The organism is Arthrobacter sp. Cza30, assembly GCF_059090765.1.
Genome location: NZ_JBNHGA010000002.1, coordinates 226,273 through 244,821, shown reverse-complemented (window position 1 = coordinate 244,821; position 18,549 = coordinate 226,273). Strand labels below are relative to the sequence as shown.

Here is an 18,549-nt window from a genome sequence, read left to right as displayed (position 1 = left end):
TGTCCGCGGCCCTCCCGGCTGCTGTCCGCGGCCCTCCGCGGGGGCCGCGCCGTCTATGCCATGGGTAGAATGGACCTTGGCCCTGTCCGTCTAATCCTTGGCAAACCTGAAGGAAGTTCCGGAGTATCCTCGTGCTGATTGTGCTCACCCTGCTTTTTGCGGTGGCCTTTATAGCGCCCTTAATTTTCCGGAAGCTCGGTCGGTCGACGTTCTATATCCTCGCCGCGGTTCCCGCCGCCGGATTCGTCTGGCTGATCGCCACCTTCGACAACTACACCGGGTCGAGCCAGGCAGCGCTGGACGACGCTCCCAACGCCCCGCCGTCGGAGGTCTTCGCGTGGGTCCCGGGCCTGCAGCTGGAACTGGCCTTTCGGATGGACACCCTCGCGGCGGTGCTGTGCATCCTGATCCTGGGTGTCGGCGCCCTGGTGCTGTTCTACTGCGCCCGCTACTTCAAGGCCGACGATCCGGACATCGGTCCTTTCGGCGCGCAGCTGCTGGCCTTCAGCGGCGCCATGTTCGGCCTGGTCACCGCAGACGACCTGATCCTGCTCTACATTTTCTGGGAACTCACCACCGTCCTGTCCTACCTGCTGATCGGGTACGCCAGGCACCGCCTCTCGGCGCGCCGGTCCGCCTTGCAGGCCCTGATGGTTACCACCCTCGGCGGGCTGACCATGCTGGTTGGCCTGCTGATCATCGGCCAGACCGCCGGCACCTACCGGATCTCCGAGATCCTCGCGGCAGCCGGAACGCTGATGGCGCACGGCCAGATCATCGACATCGCCATCCTGCTGGTACTCATCGGTGCGGTCAGCAAGTCCGCGCTGGTGCCCCTCCACTTTTGGCTCCCGGCGGCCATGGCGGCGCCGACCCCGGTCAGCGCCTACCTCCATGCCGCCGCCATGGTCAAGGCCGGCATCTACCTGGTGGCGCGGCTGTCGCCCGGATTCTCCAGCACCGACTACTGGCACGGCGTCGTGCTGGGGCTCGGGCTGCTGACCATGCTGGTGGGCGGCTGGCAAGCCATGCGCCAGAACGACCTGAAGCTGATCCTCGCCTACGGGACGGTCAGCCAACTGGGCTTCCTGACCCTGGTGGTCGGGCTCGGTTCGCAGGAAGCCGCGCTGGCGGGAATGGGCCTGCTGCTGGCCCACGGTTTCTTCAAGGCGACGCTGTTCCTGGTGGTGGGCATCATCGACCACCAGGCCGGAACGCGTGACATCCGCGAGCTGTCGCACCTGTACCGCAAGGCCCCGAAACTGTTCGTGGTCGCCGTCATCGGTGCCGCGTCGATGGCGGGCCTGCCGCCGCTGTTGGGCTTCGTCGCCAAAGAGTCGGTTTACGAAGCCTTCGTCCACCGGGCCGAAGTCTCCGGCTGGACGGGAGGCCTGCTCCTGGCCGGCGTGGTGGCCGGGTCCATCCTGACCTTCGCCTACAGTGCCCGCTTCGTCTGGGGCGGGTTCGCGGCCAAACCCGGCCGCGCGGCCATCGAGTTCAAGCCCATTCCGTGGGCCTTCCTGGCGGCTCCGGCCGTGCTCGCCGTGGCCACGGTGGTGTTCGGGCTCTGGCCCGCCCCGGTGGAAGCCGCCGTCGCCCCCTACGCCGGACTCTTCACCCTGGACACCGCGGCCACGCACCTGGCGCTGTGGCACGGATTGACGCCGGCGCTCGGGCTGACCGTGATCACCATCGCCGCCGGTGTCGCCCTGTTCCTGCTGCGCACCCCGATAGCGGCCTTCCAGGCCCGGATTCGCTTCATCCCGGACGCGGACCGGATCTACCGCGGCATCATCGGCGTGCTGGACGAGGTGGCCATCTGGGTCACCGGCCGGACCCAGCGGGGCTCGCTGGTCTTCTACCTGTGCGTGATCCTGATCGTGGCGATCGTGACTCCGCTGAGCGCCATCGTCCTGATGGACGCCCCGCTGCCCGAGAGCCTGGTGTGGTTCGATACCCCGGCCCAGGCCATCGCGGGGCTGATCGTGGCGGCAGGCGCGCTTGGTGCCATCCGCGCGAACAAGCGCTTCATGGCGGTGCTGATGGTTTCGGTGGCAGGCTATGGGCTGGCCTTCATCTTCGCCATGCAGGGGGCGCCGGATCTGGCGCTGACCCAGCTGCTGGTGGAAACAGTCTCGCTGGTGGCCATCGTGCTGGCCCTTCGTTCCCTGCCGGCGCGGCTGTGGCTGCGCACGCCGGGGCGCTTCAAACTGCTGCGCGCCATCATCGGAGCCGCTTTCGGCCTCACAATGATCGTGATCGCGATGACGGCGATGGCGTCACGCACGGCCGATCCGGTGTCCCTGGCCTTGCCGCAGCTGGCCTATGAGGGCGGCGGCGGCGAGAACATCGTCAACGTCATCCTGGTGGACATCCGGGCCTGGGACACGTTCGGCGAGATTTCCGTGCTGGCCCTGGCAGCTACCGGCGTGGCCAGCCTGATCTTCATCCGGAGCCGCGGGGAGAAGCGTCCGGAGCCCGTGGACGCCGTCGCCAGCGGGTCCGTGGGGCGCGGCTACGAGACGGTGGCGCACTCGGACCGTGAGGCGGCGGCCCTGGCGACGGCCCGCAAGTTCGCCCTCGTCCCGCGCGACGCCTGGCTGGTGGCCGGCCGGACCCTGGCCCCGGAACGCCGCTCCATCATCTTCGAGGTGATCACCCGCCTGCTCTTCCACTCGGTGATGATCTTCTCCGTCTACCTGCTATTGACCGGGCACAATCTCCCCGGCGGCGGATTCGCCGGCGGCCTGCTGGCCGGTATCGCGCTGACCGTCCGCTATCTGGCCGGCGGACGGATCGAGCTGGCCGAAGCCACCCCCATCAGCGCCGGCCTGCTGCTCGGACTGGGGCTTGGGGCCGCGGCGCTGACCGCCGTCGTCCCGCTCTTCCTGGGCGGCCAGGTCTTCCAGAGCGCGATCCTTGAATTCAGCCTCCCGGTCTTCGGCGACCACAAATTCGTCACCTCGACGATCTTCGACATCGGGGTCTACCTGGTGGTGGTGGGTTTGGTGCTGGACGTGCTGCGCAGCTTCGGCGCCGAAATCGACGAACGCACCGAGGAACGGACCCACGGCCGCCGCAAGGCCGCCGAACTGCAAGTACCCGCAACGATCGAGGAGGAGGTGTCCCGGTGACCGTGAACCTGACGCTGCTGCTGGTGATGGGCGTACTGTTCGCCGTGGGCGTCTACCTGATCCTCGAACGCAGCCTGACCCGGGTCATGCTTGGCCTCATGCTCATCACCAACGGCGCCAACCTGCTGCTGCTCAGCACCGGCGGGCCCGCGGGCCTAGCACCCCTTTTCGGCGGTGACATCCCCGCCGACGCCTACAGCGATCCGCTGCCGCAGGCATTGATCCTGACCTCCATCGTGATTTCCTTCGCCGTCACCGCCTTCATGCTGGCCATCATTTACCGCTCCTGGGTGCTGGGACGGCAGGACGAGGTCCAGGACGACATCGAGGACCGCCGGGTGGCCAACCAGCCCACCTTCGACGCCGAGGACGACGCGGAAATTCCGGCCGAGACCACCGAGTTCGTGCCGCCCGACGAAGCCGAAGAAACGCCAGCCACCACCAGGTCACGGATGGAGAGGAAGCAGTGAACGCCGCCACCCTCGCGCCGCTGGCAGTAGTCCTGCCGCTGTTGGGTGCTGCCCTGGCATTCGTGCTGATCCGCCACCCCAACGCCCAGCGCCGGACCGGTGCCACCACCCTCACGGTGACGCTGGCACTGGAAGCCGTGTTGCTGGCCTCGGCGTGGACCAACGGCGCGCAGGCGGTAAACCTCGGCGGCTGGCTTCCCCCCTTTGGCATCACCCTGGTGGTGGATGAGCTGTCCGCCCTGATGCTGGTGGTCTCCTCCGCCGTCAGCCTGGCGGTGCTGCTGTATGCCTCCGGGCAGGGCATGACCGACGGCGACGAAGAAGGCCCGGTCTCAATCTTCCACCCGACCTACCTGATCCTGGTGGCGGGGGTTTCCAACGCGTTCCTGACCGGCGACCTGTTCAACCTGTACGTCGGCTTCGAAATGCTGCTCACGGCCAGCTACGTGCTGATGACGCTGGGCGGCACCAGCCCGCGGATCCGCGCCGGGGTGACATACGTCGTCGTCAGCGTCATTTCCTCGGTGCTGTTCCTGGTCTCCATCGCGATGATCTACGCGGCCACCGGGACCATCAACATGGCCGACCTGGCGATCAAGCTCGGCCAGTTGGATCCGGCCACCCAGATGACGCTGCACCTGATGCTGCTGGTGGCCTTCGGCATCAAGGCGGCGGTATTCCCGCTGTCCTTCTGGCTCCCCGACTCCTATCCGACGGCGCCGGCGCCGGTTACCGCGGTGTTCGCCGGCCTGCTCACCAAGGTGGGCGTCTACGCCATGATCCGTACGGAGACCCTGCTGTTCCCCGGCGACCGGCTGAACACGTTCCTGATGGTCGTGGCGGTGCTGACCATGGTGGTGGGCATCCTCGGGGCCGTGGCCCAGATCGACATCAAGCGCATGCTCTCTTTCACGCTGGTCAGCCACATCGGCTACATGGTGTTTGGCCTGGCCATGTCCTCGGTGGTGGGGCTCGGCGCGGCGGTCTATTACGTGGCGCACCACATTACGGTGCAGACCAGCCTGTTCCTGGTGGCCGGCCTGATCGAACGCCGCGGCGGAACCACGAACATGGACCGGCTGGGCGGCATGGCCAAGCTGTCGCCGCTGCTGGCCATCCTGTTCTTCGTCCCGGCCATGAACCTGGCCGGCATCCCGCCCTTCTCCGGCTTCCTGGGCAAGATCGGCCTGGTGCAGGGCGGCGTGGAACTGGGCACGCCGGTCGCCTGGGTGCTCGTGGCGGGCAGCATGGTCACGTCGCTGCTGACCCTGCTGGCCATGGCACGGGTCTGGAACCGCGTGTTCTGGCGCCGCCCGGAAGACGCCGAGCACCCGGACCCGGTCCTGGTGGCTACCAAGCCCGACGGGTCCGCGCTGCGGACCACCCGCCACGTGGAGAACGCTCCGCACGGGCGGTTCACCGGGCGGGGCATCGTTCAGTTGCTGCCGCTGCCCATGGTCTGGCCGACGGTCGGGCTGGTGGCGATGGGCGTTGCCCTGACGGTGTTCGCCGGGCCCCTGTTCGAGCTCAGCGACCAGGCGGCGCGCGAGATGCTGCAGCGCACCCCCTACGTCGAGGCCGTCCTGGGTGAGGGCGCCCTGCAGGAGGGGGGCCAATGAGGAAACCGCGCATCTCCCTCTGGGTCGAGCTGCCGCTGCTGGCCTGGCTGGTCATCCTCTGGGGCTCCCTGTGGCAGGATTTCAGCCCGGGCAACCTGATCTTCGGCCTGCTGATCGCGCTGCTCATCGTGAACCTGTTCTACCTGCCGCCGGTCGAACTCAGCGGGCGCTTCAATCCGCTGGCCGCGGCAATCTTCGCCGCCACGTTCGTGTGGCAGGTCGCGGTCGCAAGCGTCCAAGTCCTGTGGCTGGCGCTGACCCGCGGCCCGACGCTGCGCAACGCGGTGGTCGCGGTCCGGCTGAGAAGCCGCTCGGACCTGCTCGTGACTGCCACCGGGCACGCCATTTCGCTGATCCCCGGCAGCTTTGTGGTGGACGTGGACCGCTCGACGTCCACGCTGTACCTGCACGTGATCGACGTGGCCACCGAGGAGGCCGCCGAGCGTTTCCGCGCACAGGTGCGGCGGATCGAGGCCGGCCTGATCCGGACGATGGGCACGAAGGAAGAACTGGCGATGGTCAAGGCCGAAGGTACCGGCAGGGGAGGTGCGGTGTGAACGGGGACATCATTCCGGTTGCGCAAATCGTCGTGAGCGCGGTGCTGGCCGTGGCCGCTGTACTGTCGCTGATCCGGCTGGCCCGCGGGCCGTCGCTGCTGGACCGGCTGCTGGCCATCGACGTGCTGCTGGCGATCGTCTGCGCCGGACTCATCGTGGACATGGCCGCCGGCGGCCACATGAACAACCTGACACTGGTTGTCGTCATCAGCGTTGTCGGCTTCATCGGCTCGGTCGCCGTGGCTCGTTTCGTGACGGACGGGCGGCCCCGTGAACACTGACTTGATCCTCGACATCGGGACCGCCGTCTGCCTGATCGCCGGCGCGGGGATGTCCCTGGCCGCGGCCATCGGCCTGCTGCGGTTTCCGGACCTGCTCTCGCGGATGCACGCCGCCACGAAGCCGCAGGTCTTCGGCCTGCTGCTGCTGCTGACGGGACTGGGATTGCAGCTGCGCAGCTGGGTGGCGGTGCCCATACTCCTCATAGCCTGGCTGTTCCAGCTGCTGACCGTGCCGGTGTCCGCCCACATGGTGGGCCGGGCCGGCTACCGCACCAAACACCTGCGCAAGGAAATCCTCAGCGTGGACGACCTCGACGCGGTGGTGGAGGCGGCGGCGGAGGAAGATTCCGTGGCGTCATCCGATGACGCCATGCCTGCCGGTGCCGACACCGGCAGCCGTGCTGTCACCGGCGGCCAGGACGCCGGGAAGCCGGGGGAACGGCGAACCGCGGGGGCGGCGGCCGCTCCCGGGCGGACCGACCAGGACGACGCCGGGCCCGCGGACGCTCCGTAACCTGCCGGCCAAGGGGACCGGGCCGCGGGCGGGCGCCGGCGGCCGGGACCAGAACGCGATGGGGGACGGGCCCGCGGCCCGTCCCCCATCGGAATCCTCAAGGGACCGCTTAGACCATTTCCCGGGTCTTGTCGTAGCGGATGACCGCCTTGGCGGTGGCGCGCTTGGTCAGCACCTGGATCACCCGCGCCACGGTGCCGGACACCACGGCGAAGGCCACCGCCGCCCGCAGGCTGTTCTCCAGGTCATCGTCGCTCTTGGGCGCATCTTTTCCGGTGACCATCTTCCAGACAAGCCCCAGCAGCTGGCTGGCTGCCAGGCCCGCGCCGATACTCACCAGTGTGCCCAAGAGCCTCAACACAACGCTCATGCCCGCTCCCTTCCGGGGCCGCAGCCCCGTCTCAACTGCTGTTCCGGTTCCCAGCCTACTGCCCGGCACCCGCCGGGGCCGTAAGCCCTCGTGCATTTTCCCGGGGTCTGCGCCCGAATGCCCGCCGCTGCGGGCGAGTGTAGACTGGTACGTGCTGCCAGACAGCATCTAGTGACGACAGGGGAGCGTCCGACCGGCCGGTGCACACCGGAGACCGGGAGGGACGCTGAGAGTGCGGATAGACCGCAGACCCTCGAACCTGCTCCGGTTAGTACCGGCGAAGGGAGTCGAGTTCTCGGGGCGCGCCGCGTGGCCGCCCTCCCCTCCTGCAACCAGGAGGATTCCATGAGTACCGTTTCGAATGCACCCGCCACGCCCACCCCTGCCCGGAAGCAGCGTTACGGCTGGCGGGTGGTGGACATCGTCGTTGCCTCGGTGGTCGCCGTGGCCGTCGGCGTCATCTTCTGGGCCTGGTCGGCGGGCTGGCCGCTGATCGAGGGCCTGACCATAGCTTTCCCGCCTTCCGCCGGGCTGTACACCGGCGGCTGGCTGATGGCGGGCGTGCTGGGCGGGCTGATCATCCGCAAGCCCGGCGCCGCCATCTACTGCGAGATGCTGGCGGCGGTTGTCTCCGCGCTGCTGGGCACGAGCTTCGGCATGACCGTCCTGGTCTCCGGCCTGATCCAGGGCCTGGGCGCCGAGGTCGTCTTCCTGCTCTTTCTGTACCGCAGGTTTAATCTCGGCGTGGCGCTGCTGGCCGGCCTGGGCGCAGGCCTGGCGCTGTCGATCAGCGAGAACATCCTCTACAACATGCTGTGGGCCGCCGAATGGCAGCTCGCCTACGTGGGCTTCGCGGCCGTGTCCGGCGTGGTGATTGCCGGGCTGCTGCCGTGGCTGGCGGTCAGGGGCCTGGCGAAGACGGGTGCGCTGTCCTCCTTCGCCGCGGGACGCACGGCAGACGCCTGAGCCGTTTAATGGGAGCGCAGAGTACGACGGCGGCGCCCCGCCCGGTGCCCGTCCTCGCCGAGGGGTGGGGCTGGCGGCATGCCGGCCGCAAGGATCCGGCGGTGCGCGCGGCCAGTTTCAGCATCGCCCCGGGCGAACGGGTCCTGCTGCTGGGCGCCTCCGGGGCCGGCAAGTCCACGCTGCTGCACGCCATGGCCGGCGTCCTCGGCGACGAGGGCGAAGGCGAGGAGACCGGCCGGTTGAGCGTGGCGGGGGTGCGTCCCTCCGAGGCCCGCGGCCGGGCCGGCCTCGTGCTGCAGGATCCGGAGAGCCAGCTGGTGCTGGCCCGGGTCGGCGACGAGGTGGCCTTCGGGGCGGAGAACCTGTCGCTGCCGCGCGGGCTGATCTGGGACCGGGTCCGTGAATCCCTGGCCGATGTCGGCCTGGCCGTCCCGTTGGACCATCCCACGTCGGCGCTGTCCGGCGGCCAAAAACAGCGGCTGGCGCTGGCCTCGGTCCTGGCCATGCGGCCGGGGCTGCTGCTGCTGGATGAGCCGACGGCAAACCTGGACCCCGCCGGGGTGCGGGAAGTACGGGACGCCGTGGCCCGGGTGCTGGACCGCACCGGCGCCACCTTGGTGGTGGTCGAGCATCGGGTGGCGGTCTGGGCGGACGTCGTGGACCGCGTGATCGTGCTCGCGGCCGGCGGCGGCGTGCTGGCCGACGGGCCGCCGGACCAGGTGCTCGCCGAAGGCGCCACCCGCGCCCGGCTGATCGAGGCCGGCGTCTGGGTTCCCGGTCATACCCCGCGGCTGGAGCTGCCCGCGGCACCGGCCCCGGGCGGCCCGTTGCTGCGGGCGGCGGCACTGGACGTGTCGCGGAACCGGAAAGCCGCGCCGGTGCTGCGCGGGGTGGACCTGGACCTGTTGGCCGGGCAGGCCCTCAGCGTCACCGGCGCGAACGGTGCCGGCAAATCCACCCTGGCCCTCACCCTGGCCGGCCTGCTGGCACCCGCGGGAGGGGATCTCTCGGCGACGCCGGCGTTGCAGCGCGGTGCCGGCTTGTCCCCGGCGAAGTGGAAGTCCGCGCAGCTGGTGACCCGGATCGGCAGCGTTTTCCAGGAACCGGAACACCAGTTCCTCACCGGCACGGTGCTCGACGAACTGGAATTCGGCCCGCGCCGCGTGGCCAAACTGCCCGAGGCGAGCGTCCGGCGGCGGGTGGACACGATCGCCGAGCGGCTCCGGCTGACCCGCCTGCTGCAGGCCAACCCGTTCACCCTCTCCGGCGGGGAGAAACGCAGGCTGTCGGTAGCCACCATGCTGGCCACCGGCCCGGACATCCTGATGCTGGACGAGCCGACCTTCGGACAGGACGCCAACACCTGGGCCGAACTGGTCACGCTGCTGGCCGAGCTGGTGGCCGAGGGCCGGAGCGTAGTCTCGGTGACGCACGACGACGACTTCACCGCCGCGCTCGGCGGCGCCGGCGTCCGGGTGGCTGACGGCGGCGTCCGCCCGGCCCAGCCGCTTGGGAGGGCAGCATGAGTATGGACCTGATGAACCCCCGGCTGGCCGCCTCCCCGTTCAGCCGCGCCAACCCGGTATCGAAGCTGGCCGCCGCCGCCCTGGTCACCGTGGTGGTCATGCTCAGTGTGGACTGGGTCAGCGCCTCCGTGGTGCTGGCCGCGGAACTGTTGCTGATGCCCGTGCTGGGTGTCAGCCCGTGGCTGCTGCTGAAGCGAGGCTGGCCGCTGCTGGCGGCGTCTGCCGTCGGGGCCTGGGCAACGGCCTTGCTGGCCGAGAAGACCGGGGCCGTGCTGTTCCGGTTCGGTCCGCTGATCTTCACGGAGGACTCGGTGGCCGGCGGCGTTGCCATCGGCCTGCGGTCGCTCGCCGTTGCGCTGCCGGGCATTTTCCTGCTCCTGACGACCGACCCGACGGACCTGGCGGACGCCTTGGCGCAGAAGCTGAAGCTGCCCCACCGGTTCGTGCTGGGAGCGCTGGCCGCCATGCGGTTGGTGGGGCTGCTGGTGGAGGAATGGCGCACCCTCGGTTTGGCGCGCCGCGCCCGCGGTGTCGGGGCGGAGAACCGGCCGCTGGCCAAGGCGGGCGCGTTCGCGGGCCAGGCGTTCGGCCTGATCGTGCAGGCCATCCGCCGGGCCACCCGGCTGGCCGTCGCGATGGAGGCCCGCGGCTTCGGCGCCGGGCCCCGGACCTGGGCGCGCGAATCCACCTACAGCATGGTGGATGTGTGGGTGGTGCTGGGCGGGGCGGTCATCGCCGGCGCAGCCGCCGCTGCCGCGGTGGCCGCCGGGACCTGGAACTTCATCTTCGTGTGAACCGGTACGGGCGGACCCCGGCGATCCACGCCGGCCGGGGTCCGCCGATCCGTTCAGGACTACGGCTTGAGCACCACCTTGATGCAGCCGTCCTCCTTCTTCTGGAACTTCTCGTACATCTCCGGCGCCTGCTCCAGCGGAACCTGGTGGGTCGCCAGGTCGAGCACGCCCAGCGGGTCCGACGGGTGGTCGACCAGGGGCAGCAGATCGTCGATCCACCGCTTCACGTTGCACTGGCCCATCCGCAGCTGGAGCTGCTTGTCGAACATGGTCAGCATCGGCAGAGGGTCCTTCATCCCGCCGTACACGCCGCTGATCGAGATCGTGCCGCCGCGCCGGACGGCGTCGATCGCGGTGTAGAGCGCGTCGAGCCTGTCCACCCCTGCTGCCTCCATCGCCTTGCGGCCCACGGCGGACGGCAGCAGCCCCACCGCCTGGTGGACCGCGCCGGCCACGGGCGAGCCGTGCGCCTCCATGCCCACCGCGTCCACCACCGAGTCGGGCCCGCGGCCGCCCGTGCGCTCCCGCAGGTCGTCCGCGACGTCGCCGTGCAGGTCCAGCGTCTCGATGCCGTGGCGCTCCGCCATGGCCCGCCGCTCCGCGACGGGGTCCACCGCCAGCACCCGGTAGCCGAGGTGCCGGCCGATCCGGGCGGACATCTGGCCGATGGGGCCCAGGCCGAGCACGGCCAGGGAGCCGCCTTCCGGCGGGGCCGCGTACTGCACGGCCTGCCACGCGGTGGGCACCACATCGGAGAGGTACAGGTAGCGCTCGTCCTCACCGGCGTGGGGCACCTTGATGGGTCCGTAGTCCGCGTGCGGGACACGCAGGTACTCGGCCTGCCCGCCGGGCACCGAGCCGTAGAGCCTCGAGTAGCCCAGGAACTGGGCATTGTTGTTGTACTCGCGGACCTGGGTGGTCTCGCACTGGGACTGCAGGCCCTGTCGGCACATGAAGCAGTGGCCGCAGGAGACATTGAACGGGATGACCACCCGGTCCCCGGCCTTGATGTGGGTGACGGCCGAGCCGACCTCCTCAACGATCCCCATGGGCTCGTGTCCGATGATGTCGCCCTTGTCCATGAAGGGAGTGAGCACCTCGTAGAGGTGCAGGTCCGAGCCGCAGATTCCGGTCGAGGTGATCCGCACGATCGCGTCCGTGGGCTCCTGGATCCGCGGATCCGGGACCTCCTCCACGCTGACCGAACGCTTCCCTTGCCACGTCAGAGCCTTCATTGCCCTCCTTCTCTGGGGCTGCCGCCCCGGACGGAACGACAGCATGCTGATCATTTCGGTCCAATCGACCCTAACACTGCAGTAACGCGGTGGTCGAAGCGGGTCCCGATCCCGGAAGGCTCCTGTGCCGGGGGACGTTTTTCAGCAGGCAGATGGGCAGGAGGTCGTCCTACGCACCCACCAGGACGAAGACGTTGCCGTCGGGCGCACGCATCACGGCCACATGCCCCGACTCGGTGGCGAAGGGCGCCTCTATCCATTCCACTCCGCCGTCGGAAGACAGCTCCTCGTAGGCGCGTCGGACATCGCCAACGAACACTTCGACCTCGAGGCGCCGGTTGTCGGGGTTGTTGCTGAGGACGAGTTCGGAACTGTTCCCGTCCGGAAAGCGCATGCCGACCAGGGTCCAATCCTGTCCTGCCGGAGTCTTGCGGCTGATCCGCCAGGACTCCCGCATCCCAAGCCCGGCATAAAATCCGACGGAGGCCTCGACGTCGACCGTCGGAACGCAGACGCATTCAAGCTTCAGGAACATGGGCGGCGGCGCCTCGGAAGACCCGGTCGGGTCAGCGTCAAGCGCGATGTTCCTCACCGGCTACTCCCGGCTGCCCTGGGCCAGCAGGGCCGTTAGTTCCTGGGTCAGGTCGGGCGAGACGGGGATCTCCTTGCCGTCGATGCTCTTGACCGGGGCGAGCAGGCGGATGCTCGAAACCAGCCAGACGGCGTCGGCTTCGTAGAGGTCGTGCGGCTCCAGCGGACCGTAGCCGAGCCGCCACCCGGCGGCTTCTGCCGCCTTGAACAGCACCGACTGGGACGTGCCCGGCAGGATGCCGCTCTCCAGCAGCGGCGTCACCAGCGTCTTCACGCCGTCGCGCACCCGCGCCATCAGCACCGTGGAGGTGGGGCCTTCCAGCACGCGGCCGTCGCTGGACGTGAAGATGGCGTCGTCGGCGCCGTTCTTGTGCGCATAACGCAGCGCCGCCATGTTGACCGCGTAGGAGAGCGTCTTGGCCCCCATGAGCAGCCACGGGGCGCGCTCGGCCAGCGAGCTGTCGTACCCGCGGTCGAGCAGCAGCACGGAAATGCCGTCGGTCCGCTGGCGCCGCCCTGCCGCCGGCACCAGCGAAGCCTGGACCCAGGCCGTGGGCGCGGAGGAGCCTTCCACCCCGCGGGTCACCAGCAGCTTGATCACCAGTTCCTCGACCGGCGGGTGCTCGGCGATCGCCGTCGCGATGGCACGCTCCCAGGCCTCCGGGGAGGGAAGTTGCAGGTCCATGGCCCGGGCGGAGCTGGCCAGCCGGTCCAGATGCGCCTGCAGCTTGCGCGGGACCCCGTCGACTGCCAGCAGGGACTCGAAGATGCCGTCCCCGCGGGTGGCCCCGAGATCGGTGGCCATCAGCTGCGGCCGGGAGGCATCTGCGACGCGTCCAGCCTCGTGGGCAGGGTCCAAAAACACCAGAACTGTCATGGCTCCAGCTTAGTGAGTCTGCCCCCAAACGCCGGGTAGGCTGGGAGGATTGCGCCGGCACACGGCGGGAGGGGAGGAACAGCCGCGTGCTGTGGTCGTTTGCGGGGCTGGGCACATTCCCCGAGTGGGCTGTCGTGATTCTGGGCGTGGTCGATATGGCCATCCGCATCATCGCCCTGGGCGTGATTCCCGGGAACCGCCGCCCCAATACCGCCATGGCCTGGCTGCTGGCCATCTTCTTCATCCCGCTGATCGGGCTGCTGCTCTTCTTCATGTTCGGCAGGTTCCGCCTCTCGGAGCGCCGGATCGCCAAGCAGACAGAGATCAACGGCCGGGTGTGGGCCGCCACGCGGAACCTCAAGGAGCCCACCAGCGAGCAGGAAGCCCCGGCCTGGGTGCACTCGGCGGCAGAGTTAAACCGGCGGCTCGGCGCCTTCCCCATGGTGGACAGCAACCACGTGGAGCTGTATCCGGACTACGACGAGTCCATTGACGCGATGACCGAGGCCGTGCGCGAGGCGCGTGAGTTCGTGAACATCGAGTTCTACATCATGAGCCGCGACGAAACCACCGGCAAGCTCTTCACCGCCCTGGAAGAAGCCGCCGCCCGTGGTGTCCGCGTGCGCCTGCTGTTCGACCACATCGGCACCCTCCGCGTCGCCGGCTACCGCAAGTTCCGCCGCTGGCTGGAGACCACCGACATCGAGTGGCGCCGGATGCTGCCCGTCCTGCCGGTCCGCGGCCAGTGGCGCCGGATCGACCTGCGCAACCACCGCAAGATCCTGGTGGTGGACGGCCGGGTGGCGTTCACCGGGTCGCAAAACCTGATCGAGCCCGGCTACCGCCGCACGTCCAGCCATAAGATCGGCCGCAAATGGGTGGAACTGATGGCGCGCTACGAAGGCCCCATTGTCACCGCGCTGAACGTCGTGTTCGCCACCGACTGGTCCAGCGAGACCGACGACACGCTCGAAGGCGAGCTGTTCACCCCGGCCCCCTTCCGCGAGCCCGGCCCCATGACCTGCCAGGCCCTGCCCAGCGGCCCCGGCTTCGCAACCGAGAACAACCTGCGCCTGTTCAACACGCTCATCTATGCGGCGGTGGAGCGGCTGTCCATCTGCAGCCCGTACTTCGTTCCGGATGACTCGCTGCTCTATGCCATCACGACGGCGGCCCAGCGCGGCGTCGAGGTCGAATTGTTCGTCTCCGAACGCGGCGACCAGCTGCTGGTCCATCACGCCCAGCAGTCCTACTATCAGGCGCTGCTGGAGGCCGGCGTGCGGATCTACCGCTACCCGAAGCCGCTGGTGCTGCACGCTAAGCACTTCACGGTGGACGATGAGGTCGCGGTCATCGGCTCCAGCAACATGGACATGCGGTCCTTCTCCCTGAACATGGAGGTCTCCGTGATGATGCTCGGGGACCACATCGTTGAGAAGGTCTCGGAGATCCAGGACAGCTATCGGGTCATTTCCCGGGAGCTCACGCTGCAGGAGTGGAGGCAGCGGCCCCGCTGGCAGCGCTACGTGGACAACGTGGCCAGGCTGACGGCCACGTTGCAGTAATCCGGGCCCCACGGCCGGCGCACGGCCTGCGTGCCGGCCGTGCGCCCCGTCCACACGCCTGCCGTTACTGCCGCCGGCACCCGGCGGGCGCCTATTCGGGCCAGGCGGAGTTCTGGATGATGTCCACGAAGTCGGTCCGCTGGAAGCCGGGGCTAAAGTGCTCGAGCACATCGGCATTGACGTTGCCGAAGGTGGTCTCCGGGCGGTGCTTATTGCCCTCCGTGAACGCCGCCAGGATCTGCCGCTTGAAGTCCGGCCGCGGGTGCGCCGCGGTGACGGCGTCGATGGCCGTCCGGTCGAGATCGGAGTAGCCGATCCCCAGCACGTCCGTTTCCACCCCCGCGGTCACCAACGCGATCTCCGGGTCCATGAATTCGGGGACACCGGGGGTGGTGTGGAGCGCGACGGCGGTCCACACCGTGGCTGCGTCCTCTTCCGAACGTCCCTGCTCCAGCAGGAAGGATTTGGCGGCATTGGCGCCGTCGACCTCGAAGCGCAGGTGGTCCGTGCTGTACGTATCGGTCAGGCCCAAGTCGTGGAAGAGCGCGCCGACATAGAGCAGCTCGTGGTCGACGTCGAGGCCGAGGCGCTGGCCCTGGAGGGCGCCGAAGAGGTACACGCGCCGGGAATGGTCGAACAACAGGTCGTTGGTGGTGTCGCGGACCAGTTCGGTGGCGTTCCGGACGAGTTTGGTGTCGGGAATCGTGATGCCTGCGATGACTTCAGCCATGAATGTCTCCTTTGTCCAGGGCACGGAGGTGTGCCTACTCTCCACACTGCCCGGTCGGCCGGCTGCGTGCCCCGTCGCGGAGGACGACATTCCCTCGGATTCGGCCACGGCGCAAGGAAGCGTTCAGCCGTTCTTCGCCGTGGACCGGAAACGCTGCTGGTATTTCGACGGCGGCACGCCGATCCGTGCCACGAACGTGCGCCGCAGCGCCTCGGAGTTGCCGAACCCGGAGCGTTCGGCGGCCTCGGTGACGCTGTATCCAGAGTCCAGCAGGGCCTTGGCGGTGTCGAAGCGGACGAGCTCCACATACTTCGCCGGCGTGGTCTGCAGCTCTTCGCGGAAGAGCCGGGTCAGGTGCCGCACGCTCAGGTTGGCGTCCCGGGCGAGCGCGGGAACAGAGAGCGCCGCCGCCGGGTCGGCGCGCACGGCCTCGAGCACCGGCCGCAGGGGCGAAGACCTGGGCGGATCTCCCTGCAGCGGCGCAGAGAACTGCGACTGCCCGCCGGAGCGCTGCATGTAGACCACGAGGGAGCGGGCCACCTCGCGGGTTAGGTCCGGGCCGTGGTCCTCCTCGATCAGCGCCAGGGCCAGATCGATCCCGGCCGTGACGCCGGCCGAGGTGTGGATCCGGCCGTCGCTGACGAAGATCGCGTCCGGCTCCACCTGGGTCCCCGGATAACGCCGGGCCAGCTCGCGGGTGTGCTTCCAGTGCGTCGTGGCCCGGCGCCCGTCCAGCAGCCCCGCCGCTGCGAGAACGAAGGCACCGGTGCAAATGGACGACATCCGCCCGGTGTTGCCGGCAAGATGCCCGGCGGCGTCGACCAGCCCGGCCGGAAGCAGGCCGCCGGGCAGGGCGTCCCCGCCGGCCACCAGGACGGTGTGGAAGCTGCCGGCACCGGCCGCCGCGGCATCCACCGATACCCGCAGCCCGACCGAGGAGGCGACGTCGTTCCCGTCCGGCGACAGGAAGACGAGTTCGTAGGAGCAGCCGAGGTGGTTTGCCTCTGCGAATGCCTCCGCCGGGCCGGCGACATCGAGCAGCTTCACCCCGTCGAAGACCAAAATGCCCACGCGGGTGGTCATGGTGCTGGCTGCTCCTGGCACAACAATTCCTCGATTCTGGTCACGGGTTCTCCGAGCCGTCCACCTCTGGCGGCACAGTCTATGCGTTACTCCGGGAACGTTGCCCCGAGCGCCGAGAGCACCCCGTAGGCCTTGGCGCGGACCTCGTCCCATTCGTCGTCGGGCACGGAATCGGCCGTGATGGCGCCGCCGACGCCCAGGCTCAACCGGTTGCCGTCCATCACGAGGGTGCGGATCACCACGGACAGGTCTGCGGCCCCGTCCAGCGAAAAGTAGCCCACAGCCCCCGAGTAGACGCCGCGCGGTCCGGTCTCCAACCGGTCCAGGATGTCCATGGTGCTGATCTTCGGGGCGCCCGTCATCGATCCGGCGGGAAAAGCCGCGGCCACGGCCTCCGCCCGCACCGCCCCGGGCAACAGCTGCGCGTCGATCGTGGACACCATCTGGTGCACCGTCGCGTAGGACTCGATGGCGCACAGCCGGCTGACCTGCAGCGAGCCCGGCACGGCAAAGTGGCTCAGGTCGTTGCGCAGCAGGTCCACGATCATGATGTTCTCGGCGCGGTCCTTCGCGCTGCCGGCGAGTTCTTCGACGACGGCGGCATCGGCGTCGGGATCCGGGAGGCGGCGCCGCGTGCCCTTGATCGGTTCGGCCCGCAGCCGGCCACCGGCGTCGAGGCCCAGGAACCGCTCGGGCGACGTGCTGGCCACCGTGAGCCGCCCGAACCGCAGGAGGCTGGCAAAGGGCGCGGGGTTGCGGCTGCGCAGGGCCAGGTAGGTGTCCAGCGGGTCCAGCGGTTCCGCCGCGGTCGCGTGCAGCTCCGTGGTCAGGCAGACCTCGTAGGTGTTGCCCTCGGTGATTTCCGCCTGCGCTTCCCGGATTTTGGCCAGGTAGGCCTCGCGCGTGTCGCGGGACCAGAATTCCGGTGCCTGTGGCGGCGCGGCCGGAGCCGGGGCGGGGCCGGCGGCCGCGGGCAGACCGCTGACCACCGCGCCGGCAGCGGCGAGCCAGGCGTCCGTGTCGTCCCCCGCGGACGGGCCGGCCAGGGCGAGCAGCCACGTGCACTGCCGCTCGTGGTCGAGCACGACGGCGCGGCCGGCGAACAGCAGCGCGGCATCCGGCGCCCCGTTCGGCACCCCGGCACCGACGTCCGAGCCCCCGGTCTCGCGCTTGAGCTCGTAGCCCAGGTAGCCCAGCCAGCCCAGGGCGAAGTTCCCGGGGACCCCGGCCGGCAGCGTGACGGTGCGGCGTCCCCACACGGTGTCCAGCCAGCGGAAGAAACCGCCACGGACCCGGGCGGTGGCGTTGCCCCGGCCGACCACGGTAGTGCCGTTGCGATGCTCGGCCCAGGCGCCGAAGGCTCCGCCGTCGTCGGCCAGGACGCTGATCCGGTTGCGGTCGGCGGATTCACGGGTGTTGGAACTGTCCAGCCAGACGCTGCGGGGGGAGCCGGCGTACAGGCGCCGGTAGATTTCTTCGGCGTCCGGATAGGCGGCCAGGCGTTCGGCGACCAGACGGACGCCCTCGCGGGCGGCACGCTCCGGGGCCAGGGCGTGTTCGAGGGCGGGCACCGAGGCCAGCGCGTGGAGCACCTGCGCCGGATCGGTGCCGGAGGGACCGGATTCGACGACGACGACGTCGGCGGCCGCCGCGACGTCGTCGCCGGCCAGCCAGGCCTCTTCCTGCTCCGCCCAGACGTCCCAGAACGGTTCATACGTATCGCCGTCCCGGGACAGGGCCCGGGTGCGCCGGTCGGCGGAGGGCGCCTGCAGCCAGATCACGGCGTCGAGGAGCCCGCGGGCAGCGGCATGGGCGGCACCGACGCCCTCGAACACCACCACGTCGGCCGGCTCCGTGGTGCGGGAGGCACCGTCGCCGTTCCCGTCCCAGTCCCAGGCGGTCCAGCGCGCGGTATCCCCGGCGGCCAGGGGCCGCAGCACGGTTTCCAGATACCGCTGCTGCCCGCCGGCGAGGCCGTGCCAGCCGGGGTAGATGTCCTCCAAGTGGAACAGCGATACCGTGCGGTGGACCCGCAGCATCGCCGCCAGTTCCACGGCCAGCGTGGTCTTGCCGGCCCCCGAGCGCCCGTCGACGGCGACCAGTACGGGCTTAGTGCGCACTGATTGCCCCGCATCCGGTCGCGGCGGCGGCCCGGACCGGGGGATGCCCCCGGACCGGATCGCGGCGGCAGGGGCTGCCGGTGCTGGCGGCGATGATGCGGTACATGTCTTCGAGTC

Annotated in this window: 17 protein-coding genes and 1 riboswitch; of the genes, 10 read left to right on the top strand and 7 right to left on the bottom strand. The window is 69.5% G+C overall.

Annotation, left to right across the window (positions count from 1 at the left end; all coding sequences use genetic code 11):
- The first annotated feature begins 131 nt into the window (after positions 1 to 131).
- Genes AC5RVZ_RS06390 through mnhG form a run of 6 tightly spaced genes read left to right on the top strand, consistent with a single transcriptional unit; the run spans position 132 to position 6,575 of the window.
- On the top strand, positions 132 to 3,134 hold the full coding sequence (locus tag AC5RVZ_RS06390; protein WP_494064943.1) for a Na+/H+ antiporter subunit A: 3,003 nt from the start codon (positions 132 to 134) through the stop codon (positions 3,132 to 3,134).
- The gene (locus AC5RVZ_RS06385; RefSeq protein WP_493978131.1) at positions 3,131 to 3,604 is read left to right on the top strand and encodes a Na(+)/H(+) antiporter subunit C; all 474 of its coding nucleotides are present in this window, start codon (positions 3,131 to 3,133) and stop codon (positions 3,602 to 3,604) included. Before AC5RVZ_RS06390 ends, AC5RVZ_RS06385 begins: the two co-directional genes overlap by 4 nt.
- Complete coding sequence (locus AC5RVZ_RS06380) at positions 3,601 to 5,223, top strand: Na+/H+ antiporter subunit D (RefSeq protein ID WP_494064942.1); 1,623 nt, start codon at positions 3,601 to 3,603, stop codon at positions 5,221 to 5,223. The genes AC5RVZ_RS06385 and AC5RVZ_RS06380 overlap by 4 nt, the downstream gene beginning before the upstream one ends.
- Positions 5,220 to 5,780, top strand: coding sequence for a Na+/H+ antiporter subunit E (locus AC5RVZ_RS06375; protein ID WP_494064941.1), 561 nt, complete (start codon positions 5,220 to 5,222; stop codon positions 5,778 to 5,780). Before AC5RVZ_RS06380 ends, AC5RVZ_RS06375 begins: the two co-directional genes overlap by 4 nt.
- On the top strand, positions 5,777 to 6,061 hold the full coding sequence (locus tag AC5RVZ_RS06370) for an MrpF/PhaF family protein (protein WP_494064940.1): 285 nt from the start codon (positions 5,777 to 5,779) through the stop codon (positions 6,059 to 6,061). Before AC5RVZ_RS06375 ends, AC5RVZ_RS06370 begins: the two co-directional genes overlap by 4 nt.
- Positions 6,051 to 6,575 carry a monovalent cation/H(+) antiporter subunit G gene (gene mnhG, locus AC5RVZ_RS06365; RefSeq protein ID WP_494064939.1) on the top strand — a complete coding sequence of 175 codons (525 nt, stop codon included), beginning with the start codon at positions 6,051 to 6,053 and terminating at the stop codon, positions 6,573 to 6,575. The genes AC5RVZ_RS06370 and mnhG overlap by 11 nt, the downstream gene beginning before the upstream one ends.
- Before the next feature lie 109 nt (positions 6,576 to 6,684).
- Here mnhG and AC5RVZ_RS06360 read toward each other — a convergent pair whose 3' ends face one another.
- Positions 6,685 to 6,945: a DUF4235 domain-containing protein gene (locus tag AC5RVZ_RS06360; protein ID WP_494000708.1), complete on the bottom strand. Its 261-nt coding sequence runs from the start codon at positions 6,943 to 6,945 to the stop codon at positions 6,685 to 6,687.
- Positions 6,946 to 7,114: 169 nt separating this feature from the next.
- A riboswitch (TPP riboswitch) is annotated at positions 7,115 to 7,248 on the top strand.
- Positions 7,249 to 7,290: 42 nt separating this feature from the next.
- Here AC5RVZ_RS06360 and AC5RVZ_RS06355 point away from each other — a divergent pair.
- Genes AC5RVZ_RS06355 through AC5RVZ_RS06345 form a run of 3 tightly spaced genes read left to right on the top strand, consistent with a single transcriptional unit; the run spans position 7,291 to position 10,231 of the window.
- Positions 7,291 to 7,911 carry an ECF transporter S component gene (locus AC5RVZ_RS06355; RefSeq protein ID WP_494000707.1) on the top strand — a complete coding sequence of 207 codons (621 nt, stop codon included), beginning with the start codon at positions 7,291 to 7,293 and terminating at the stop codon, positions 7,909 to 7,911.
- An 8-nt stretch (positions 7,912 to 7,919) separates the two neighbouring features.
- Positions 7,920 to 9,437: an ABC transporter ATP-binding protein gene (locus tag AC5RVZ_RS06350; RefSeq protein WP_494064938.1), complete on the top strand. Its 1,518-nt coding sequence runs from the start codon at positions 7,920 to 7,922 to the stop codon at positions 9,435 to 9,437.
- Positions 9,434 to 10,231, top strand: coding sequence for an energy-coupling factor transporter transmembrane component T family protein (locus tag AC5RVZ_RS06345; protein WP_494064937.1), 798 nt, complete (start codon positions 9,434 to 9,436; stop codon positions 10,229 to 10,231). The genes AC5RVZ_RS06350 and AC5RVZ_RS06345 overlap by 4 nt, the downstream gene beginning before the upstream one ends.
- 59 nt (positions 10,232 to 10,290) lie before the next feature.
- Here the strand turns inward: AC5RVZ_RS06345 and AC5RVZ_RS06340 are convergent, their stop codons facing one another.
- The 3 genes from AC5RVZ_RS06340 to AC5RVZ_RS06330 form a co-directional block, all read right to left on the bottom strand.
- Positions 10,291 to 11,466: a zinc-dependent alcohol dehydrogenase gene (locus tag AC5RVZ_RS06340; RefSeq protein ID WP_494064936.1), complete on the bottom strand. Its 1,176-nt coding sequence runs from the start codon at positions 11,464 to 11,466 to the stop codon at positions 10,291 to 10,293.
- A 169-nt stretch (positions 11,467 to 11,635) separates the two neighbouring features.
- A complete protein-coding gene (locus AC5RVZ_RS06335; RefSeq protein WP_494064935.1) occupies positions 11,636 to 12,001 on the bottom strand; it encodes a VOC family protein in 366 nt (121 codons plus the stop codon).
- 60 nt (positions 12,002 to 12,061) lie between these two features.
- Positions 12,062 to 12,934, bottom strand: coding sequence for an aminodeoxychorismate lyase (locus AC5RVZ_RS06330; protein WP_494064934.1), 873 nt, complete (start codon positions 12,932 to 12,934; stop codon positions 12,062 to 12,064).
- 86 nt (positions 12,935 to 13,020) lie between these two features.
- Here AC5RVZ_RS06330 and cls point away from each other — a divergent pair, with 86 nt between their 5' ends.
- A complete protein-coding gene (gene cls, locus AC5RVZ_RS06325; protein ID WP_494064933.1) occupies positions 13,021 to 14,499 on the top strand; it encodes a cardiolipin synthase in 1,479 nt (492 codons plus the stop codon).
- A gap of 91 nt (positions 14,500 to 14,590) precedes the next feature.
- On the opposite strand, the gene AC5RVZ_RS06320 is transcribed toward cls, so the two are convergent.
- The 3 genes from AC5RVZ_RS06320 to pabB form a co-directional block, all read right to left on the bottom strand.
- A complete protein-coding gene (locus AC5RVZ_RS06320) occupies positions 14,591 to 15,229 on the bottom strand; it encodes an HD domain-containing protein (protein ID WP_494064932.1) in 639 nt (212 codons plus the stop codon).
- Positions 15,230 to 15,352: 123 nt separating this feature from the next.
- Positions 15,353 to 16,312 carry a GlxA family transcriptional regulator gene (locus tag AC5RVZ_RS06315; protein WP_494064931.1) on the bottom strand — a complete coding sequence of 320 codons (960 nt, stop codon included), beginning with the start codon at positions 16,310 to 16,312 and terminating at the stop codon, positions 15,353 to 15,355.
- An 86-nt stretch (positions 16,313 to 16,398) separates the two neighbouring features.
- The gene (gene pabB / locus AC5RVZ_RS06310) at positions 16,399 to 18,432 is read right to left on the bottom strand and encodes an aminodeoxychorismate synthase component I (RefSeq protein ID WP_494064930.1); all 2,034 of its coding nucleotides are present in this window, start codon (positions 18,430 to 18,432) and stop codon (positions 16,399 to 16,401) included.
- Positions 18,433 to 18,549 lie beyond the last annotated feature (117 nt).